This window comes from Bacteroidota bacterium, from assembly GCA_039111535.1.
GTDB lineage: Bacteria > Bacteroidota > Rhodothermia > Rhodothermales > JAHQVL01 > JBCCIM01.
Genome location: JBCCIM010000019.1, coordinates 43,974 through 51,586, shown reverse-complemented (window position 1 = coordinate 51,586; position 7,613 = coordinate 43,974). Strand labels below are relative to the sequence as shown.

The window sequence follows — 7,613 nt, the reverse complement described above, 5'->3', positions numbered from 1 at the left end:
GTCAACGACCTAATTGATTTAATCTAAGCCTAGCTCCAATATTGAAGTCAGTTTTAGCGAAAAAACTCACCCGATTAAAACCGGGGAATTCCGCTGGAGTACTAAGCGTTTCTATGTAATTTATATCTTCAGGGAAGAATAAAGCCGTTTTGTATTGAATAGTCAATGCTGCCAAAGAATTGGCTGGTATAGTTACGTTAATGCCAAATTGAGCAGATGGAAACCCAAATTGCCTTTTCACTCCTGCTTTATCTGTTGTTGCCTAGGCAGCATGAATGCCTGCGAAGCCAAGACCTAGAAAACCACCAATGGAAATAAAATTATTGAACGAGAGATCGTGATAATAATTTGCCAGAATGGCAACCACACCATTAGCATTTAATTCTGTACGTGCAATAGTATTATTCGTAGAATAAATGGCCAATTTATCTAGTTTAGTCTCAATTGATGTAATTGCAAGCTCTTCGAATGACTTTTCGATCGCTGGATCTGGGTCTGGTACCGAGTTGTTAGCATACTGGTCAATCGATATTCCCCAGCCTCCTTTGTTTTTAAACTTTGGTTTGTCATTTGGAGGGATTGGGTATCCATAGGGGTTATGCTTTAGATTCGAACTACCCTGAGAGTTAACAGGCTCTGTTGCATAAGTTCTGAACTCGAGTCTCCAGTGGTCTTGTAAGCCGCACTCTGAACTATTTTGTCCATTCACTTCGATGCAAGTAAAAGCATGCAACTCATAATTTCTTACTGACTTTGTATTTGCCAAGCTTAGAGACTCTTGTAATTGAGTCGCCAGTTCCTGGGCGTCTTTGATTTGCTTTTCGAGAATCAAAATCTGCTCTTCAGTACTTATGGAATCAGGTTGGTTTTGCTTAGTGTTTTGGGCAATGGTATTAGTAGGGTATAAAGAAATCACTATTATTATCAGGCCCAATACAGGTTCTTTGAATGTTCTGCTCATATCTAGGGGATGGTGGGGTTTGGTGTAGGGTTCTATTCTTGTAGGCGAAAATATTCTATTAAGCCGACAGGGCATGGTTGTGTTTTTTGAACAGAATATGCCACTAATTTATATCAAGCATGAACAGACGGGCGAAATGTATCCGCATCTGTATACTGGATTTATATTAAATACCAGCTCCTAAATTAACTAGCTGAAGTATCTTGTGTAGTTTACTGCGCCTTAATCGAATCGGACAGGGAGAAGTGGATTGGGATGCCGGCGAGAGAATCTCCGAGAGCGGCGCGGGCGCGGGATACGGCAGAACTGTCCGCGCATTGAATCTGGATCCACGCGTCTTCATTGCTGTTGCCGGCGACGCCGACGCTAAGCACGCCCTCAATGGTCATGGCGCGCTGGTCAACATTGTGTGTGGTGCGGGCTTCGGATACCTGAGAAACGGAATAGCGCATGGCGAGTGAAGGGGTTTCAGCAGTTGGCAGGGCTTCAGTCTTTTCTAATACGGGTGCACTGGATTCGCAACTGGCAAAACCCAGGACACACACAAGGAGCCATGCCATCTTACACGATTTCATACTATACAGACGTCTGTTACCATCCAGTGGGGTGTGGGTATAGGTAAGATACGAAATAGGCCCGAGATTGGGTCCCCTATAGACCTTTTTAGCCGATTCAGGCAACTACTGTTTGGTTTTTGCGCGCACCAACCGGATGCCGGCGACGATAATAACCAGGGTGAGTACCATCAGCACAAGCGCAATCGGACGTTCAAAAAAACTGGACCAGTTCCATCTCGACTTAATGGCGCTGACCATAAAGTTTTGCTCCAGAATTGGCCCCAATACCATCCCTAAAACAACCTGCGCCAGCGGGAATCCACCGCGTCGGAGGATGAAAGCTACCAGTCCCATGCCAGCCATAACCCAAACGTCGAACGGGTTGTTGTTGATGGCGTAGGCGCCGACAACGCAGAGGCCGGCTATCACACTCACAATCAGGGTGAGCGGAGCCCTGATTACGCGTGCGGCAATCCGTGCGGTAAGGTAACCGTAAAAGGGGAGCAGTACGAGGTTGGCAATCAGAAATGTCGCAAATAACGCGTAGACAAGCTCAGGACTTTGCTCAAAAAGCATTGGGCCAGGTGTAATGCCTTTCATCAGGAAAACACCGAGCACAATGGCCGTTACCGTATCACCCGGGAGGCCAAGTGAAAGCGCAGGGATCCATGCGCTTGCCACGGCTGCATTGTTGCTGGTTGTGCCTGAAAGCACAACTTTATCCGGCTCTTCATCCTGCATTTTCTGAACGCTGGTTGCTACCCAAGATCCAATGTCAGCGCCGGCGCCAGGCAGAAATCCTACCATTACCCCAAGCAGTGACGATCGGACCACCGCCCACTTTTCCTGAATGATTAGCTTGAGGGGTTGTATAAAAAAAAGCCTGGCCCCCGAATCTTTGCTATCCGTAATCGCAACAGCGTTGGTCTTGCGGCTTCCTTTGTACAGGTGTTCGAGGACTTCCGAGAATCCAAATAACCCAATCATGGCTACGATGTAATTCAGCCCGCTCAACAGGTTTGGGTTTTCAAAATGAAAGCGGGGGAAGCCAAGCGTCGGGTCGATGCCAACGGTGGCAAAGAGGAGGCCAATGGCGAGTGAGACAAACCCCTTGACAGGCGCTCGTCCAGAGGCGAAAATGCCGGCTGTTAATCCGAGTACAGCAATCCAGAAATACTCAAAGGATGAAAACTGGGCTGCAAGCCGTGCGAGGGCCGTTGCACTGAAAATTAGCAAGAGGGTGCCAATGATGCCACCTGTTGCTGATCCGAGTGCACTAATGCCGAGGCCATAAAACGGTCCCCTTGATTTAGTGAGGCCATGGAGTTCATCTGCGTAGGCTGCACTGGCTGGTGTGCCAGGAATTCGTGCAATCGCAGATCCCACATCTCCGGCATAAATGGCAACGGAGGAAATGGCGATGATGGCAGGTAACGCAACAGCCGGCTCAAGGAAAAAGGCGATTGGGATAAACAGGGCTACAGCAAGCGTCGCTGTCAGACCGGGAATTGCACCAAACAACGATCCATACAGGCCTCCAAGCACAAGGGCAAGCAGGCCTTCCCAGGAGAATATGGACATTGTTATAACCGCAAACTAGGTGGTACGTTCAGCGCACCAATATAGGGCAAACAGCGGTTATTTGTGTTTAGAAGACGGGCTTACAAAGGCACATTCAAAAGCTGCGTAAACAGTCCGTAAATCAGGCTAGCACTTAAGATGGCCATCAGCATTGCATGCCATGCCGTATGCTTTAGCATGAGCGCAACAAAGAGAATGAGGAATGCCATCACGGGGATAAAGTGTGTGTAGTTTATCAACACAGGGTACAGTGCTGCAAGGGCAATGCCGGTAAGAAGTCGGGCGAGGCCAGAAAGGACGCTTTTTGCTGTGCGGGGTTTACGTGGAGTCCCCGATTGACGCAAGCCACGATAGGCAAGCCAGAGCCCGGCAAGCCCGATTGAACCGGCGATAAGCACTGGAAAAAGGGAGGGGCCGGGATAGCCATTGTCGAGTTGTGGAAACCCTCTACTGTACCACAAAACCCACAGGCTCAGGCTGATGAGCAACACGCCCGAAAAAGCATCTCTATGTATGGCGCGTCGTTGCATGGGTGGTGTCTGTGTCAGGCGAGGAGGACAACAACTACAGGATCATGAGCATCTCGAATCAGCGCTGTTGCTAAGGGCTTTACTCAATTTCCTTGTTTTTTCGACATACCTGCCATTTCGAGTAGTCTGCCGCTGATTTCGTCTTGCTCGGTGAGGAAATTGTCAAAGGCGTCGCCGTCTATGAACGTCAGGTTGAAGCCGGCGCGTTCTAGCGGGGCGGCGTAGACCGAATCCGAGACTGCTGCGCGCGTAGCAGCTACAAGTTTTGCTTTAACGGCGTCTGGCAGGTCAGCTGGTGCGCCCAGTGATACCCAGCCCCCAATTTGCCAGTTGATGCCTTGTTCTTTGAGGGTAGGGATTTCAGGGAAAGCAGCGAGTCTGTCATCGGCCATCACGCCTAAAACTTTAACTTCACCAGCCCGGTAGAGGGCTTCTGCTTCTGCAAGGGCCACTGTAACAACCTGCACGCCGCCCGCAAGCAATTCCTGCAAGGCAGGGGCCGCGCCCTGGCTCGGTACCCACGGCATTGCTGAGGCTTCCAGGCCGGCTTCATTTAAAAAACCAATACGTGCCAGATCCCAAATACCTCCGCGCGAGGTGCCCGAAGCCAGTAGCGTCCCGGGGTCAGTACGTAGCGCGCCTAGCAAATCATCGAGGGTTTGCCAGGGGGCATCAGCGCGTACCGTGAGGGCTGCCGGGTTATTCATCAACAGCGCAATCGGGGTGTAGTTGTTCACGGTCAAATCTGTCAGGCCTTGCCAGTGCATCATCGTTATTTCACCCGTAACAGCGCCAATGGTGTAGCCATCGGATCTTGCCTGAGACAAGGCAAGGTGGCCGACAACGCCGCCGCCGCCCGTTCGGTTTATAACATTTACCGAGGTGTCTAGATGTTTTTGCAATGCAACCGCAAGCGCCCTTGAAACGGTATCGGTGCCGCCTCCGGGATTCCAGGGGACAAAAAAGCTGATCGGACGCTGTGGATAATTTTCTGGTTTGTTGTCAGTGGGTTTGCATCCGGTAGCCAGCAGCAGCAAGCATATCAGTAAGCTTGTTTGCACAGCAGGGTACAACGAGCGGCAGGAAAGCGGCATCGCGTTTTTGGGGTTTGTTTCAGCGTTGTTCGATTTTGGGTACGGTTGAATATCGAACAAGGAGGTGGGAATGTCCAATGTGCTACGACCCGGTATGCAACGTTAACTGGAATCCAGTAGCGGATGCCAGATCAGGAGTAGCGCCTGAGATAATTCAGCGCAATAGCTTTGTTACGCAGGGCTTCTGGCTCGTGCGCATTGATCGCAAGCGCCCGGTCGCTGGCCTGCACAGCTTCTCTGAACCGCTTCAGCTTGATCAGAATACCACTCTTTTTACTCCAGGCTACCGGATGGTCGTCTTTCAAGTTTAATACGTGTTCATAAGCAACGAAGGCTTCCGAGTAGCGATGCAGGCTGTCAAGCGCAATCCCTTTGTTGAGCCACGCGTCTACGTCTCGGTCATTGTAGTTTAGCACAATGTCATACGCCCGGTTGGCTTCTTCAAACTGGTTAAGTTTGCCGTGGGTAATGGCTTTGTTGTAGGCTGCTTCGATGTCTTCGTTGTTCAGTTCCAGCGCATTGGTATATGCTTCCAGCGCATCCTGGAGGAGGCCAAGATTGGTCAGCGCATTGCCTTTGTTGTACCAGGCATCTGCATATTTGGGGTCGAGCGACAACGCCCTGTTGTAAGCGGTCACCGCGTCTTTGTATCGACGCAGGTGGTTGAGGGCAATGCCGTTGTTGTACCATGCGTCCACCGAAAGGGCATCCAGTTTAATGGCGCGATCGTTGGCTTTAATGGCTTCTTCGTATTGGCCGGTTTTGATGAGTGCAATTCCTTTGTGGTACCATACCTGGGCTGTGCCGGCATTGATGGCAAGTGCCCGGTTGTATGCTTCGAGTGCTTGCGCATAGCGGTGTACCTGCGCGAGCGCAATGCCTTTGTTGTACCAGGCACCGGCATCTTCCGGGTTTAGCACGAGGGCGCGGACAAAGGCGGTCATCGCTTTGTCGGTTTTACCAAGTTGCAGGAGGGCGTTGCCTTTGTTGTTCCACGCGCCGGCATCCGACGGGTCGAGATCAAGTGCCCGGTTGTATGCTGCTACGGCTTCTTCATGCCGGCCCAGATGCTTTAGCGCGATGCCTTTGTTATTCCAGGCTCCCGGATCATTGGGGGCTACGTTTAAGACATTGTCATAGGCCTCCACAGCTGCATCATGCCGGCCTGTGGTCATGAGGGCATTGCCAAGGTTGTACCAGGAGTCGAGGTCAGCGCTGTCGAGGGCAATGGCATTTTGGTAGGCTTCAACGGCCTCGTCGTATTTTTCCAGCGCAATCAGCGCGTTGCCTTTGTTCTGCCAGGCTGCGGCATTTTCAGGGTCGATGCGCAACGAATGCAGGCACGCATCGAGGGCTTGTTGGTGCTGCCCAAGGTGGTTTAACGCAAGGGCTTTGTTATACCAAACGGCCGCGTCTTCCTTATTCACTGCAAGGGTATCTGCGTAGGCAATCACGGCCTGGTCATATCGACCAAGTGCCATCAGCGCGTTGCCTTTATGGTACAGGGCGCCGGCATCACTGGGGTCGAGCGCCAGGATGCGTTCGTATGCTGCTACAGCTTGCTCGTATCTGCCAATTTTGCCAAGCGCAATGCCTTTGTTGTAGAGGGCAGTGGTGTTGTTGGCATTCAGCAGCAGGGCCCGGTCGCACACTTCAAGTACTTCCTGATATTTGCCCAATTGGGTAAGCGAATAACTTGCGTTCACAAGTTCGCCCCCTTTGAGGTCGTATGTACTGAAGTCGAGTTTTGGATTTAGGCCCGTAAGATGGCGGTACCAGTTGGTACACTCGTCTACAACCTCTTCCCAACCCGATGGTCGCTCACCTTTGTCTTTTGCGAGGCATCTGAGTACAAAGCGCTCGAGTCCCTCATCAACATTGGTGTTGAGCAAAGAGGGGAGCACGGGCTCCTGGTTGAGGTGGACGTTTTGCCAATCGTTGATCGTTTGTGCCTTGAACAGGCGATGGCCTGTGATCATTTCATACAAGATGCAGCCGTAAGCGTAGATGTCGGTTTGCATCGTAACTTCTTTTCGCATCCATTGCTCTGGTGCCATGTAGGCCGGCGTACCGCTCCGCGAGTCGTTGGCGTAAACCAGACCGAAGTCTGCTACCAGCGCCCGCCGGCGGTCGTCAACGAGCACGTTGCCAGGCTTTAGGTCGCGGTGTACAAGTCCAGAGACTTTACGGGTGGCATGCTGCAGGGCTTGCGCCATCTGCAAGGCCAATTCCATGGTTACATCGAGGGTTAGCTCTGGTTTGCCCAGCCAGGCGCGTAAATCGTTGCCAACACCTTCTTTACCGCGGATATACTCGGTAATTACAAAAGGTTGACCTTCAAAAATATCTACCAGATAAGCGCGAACAATAAAGGGATGTTTTTCGATGCGCACCCAAACAGAGGCTTCTTCGATGAACATCTGCTGCATTTCTTTAATGTGCGCAAAGCGTTGCTGCAGTGTTTTAAGCGCGCGCGGCAGCTTTTCTACGCGGTCGTAGGTTGCGTAGATGACCCCCATGGAGCCTCTGTGGATGTCCAGTACGGCGTATCTGCCCCCAATCACATCACCAATTTTATAGCGCTCAGGTTTAGCTTTGAGGCGCTCTTTTCCCATTTGGGAAAGGTGAATGGACTGATAGCCAGAGTCATCAACAGGCGTATTGGCCCACGCATTTTCAATGGCATAGGCCACTCCTGACCGTTCAGCTTCAGCTTCGGTCAATACTCTGGATGAACCATGTGATCGCGCGGTCTCCATGTTAAAAAGCTACTACCTGGAAGACTTACGGTGGGTATTGGGTTCGGAAATAGACGTAAATGCTTGTAAAGAATGGACTTGTGGATATTGTCGGCCGCCAGACAACTCCATGCATGGGTCAATTATATCCA

Annotated in this window: 6 protein-coding genes; all 6 read right to left on the bottom strand. The window is 51.1% G+C overall.

The window, feature by feature from the left end; genetic code table 11:
• Positions 1–262: 262 nt before the first annotated feature.
• Positions 263–961: a hypothetical protein gene (locus tag AAF564_05305; GenBank protein MEM8484942.1), complete on the bottom strand. Its 699-nt coding sequence runs from the start codon at positions 959–961 to the stop codon at positions 263–265.
• A gap of 212 nt (positions 962–1,173) precedes the next feature.
• Positions 1,174–1,521: a hypothetical protein gene (locus tag AAF564_05300; GenBank protein MEM8484941.1), complete on the bottom strand. Its 348-nt coding sequence runs from the start codon at positions 1,519–1,521 to the stop codon at positions 1,174–1,176.
• A gap of 120 nt (positions 1,522–1,641) precedes the next feature.
• Positions 1,642–3,099, bottom strand: a complete 1,458-nt coding sequence (locus tag AAF564_05295) for a tripartite tricarboxylate transporter permease (protein ID MEM8484940.1) — start codon at positions 3,097–3,099, stop codon at positions 1,642–1,644.
• A gap of 80 nt (positions 3,100–3,179) precedes the next feature.
• Positions 3,180–3,629, bottom strand: coding sequence for a tripartite tricarboxylate transporter TctB family protein (locus AAF564_05290; protein MEM8484939.1), 450 nt, complete (start codon positions 3,627–3,629; stop codon positions 3,180–3,182).
• Positions 3,630–3,712: 83 nt separating this feature from the next.
• Entirely contained in the window at positions 3,713–4,723 is a 1,011-nt protein-coding gene (locus AAF564_05285; GenBank protein ID MEM8484938.1) for a tripartite tricarboxylate transporter substrate binding protein, read from the bottom strand.
• A 131-nt stretch (positions 4,724–4,854) separates the two neighbouring features.
• On the bottom strand, positions 4,855–7,482 hold the full coding sequence (locus tag AAF564_05280) for a tetratricopeptide repeat protein (GenBank protein ID MEM8484937.1): 2,628 nt from the start codon (positions 7,480–7,482) through the stop codon (positions 4,855–4,857).
• Positions 7,483–7,613 lie beyond the last annotated feature (131 nt).

What these genes read in the sequence shown, in the direction of transcription:
- AAF564_05295 (MEM8484940.1), bottom strand. Translation starts at nt 3,099, where the DNA reads ATGTCCATATTCTCCTGGGAAGGCCTGCTTGCCCTTGTGCTTGGAGGC.
- AAF564_05290 (MEM8484939.1), bottom strand. Translation starts at nt 3,629, where the DNA reads ATGCAACGACGCGCCATACATAGAGATGCTTTTTCGGGCGTGTTGCTC.
- AAF564_05280 (MEM8484937.1), bottom strand. Translation starts at nt 7,482, where the DNA reads ATGGAGACCGCGCGATCACATGGTTCATCCAGAGTATTGACCGAAGCT.
- AAF564_05300 (MEM8484941.1), bottom strand. Translation starts at nt 1,521, where the DNA reads ATGGCATGGCTCCTTGTGTGTGTCCTGGGTTTTGCCAGTTGCGAATCC.
- AAF564_05305 (MEM8484942.1), bottom strand. Translation starts at nt 961, where the DNA reads ATGAGCAGAACATTCAAAGAACCTGTATTGGGCCTGATAATAATAGTG.
- AAF564_05285 (MEM8484938.1), bottom strand. Translation starts at nt 4,723, where the DNA reads ATGCCGCTTTCCTGCCGCTCGTTGTACCCTGCTGTGCAAACAAGCTTA.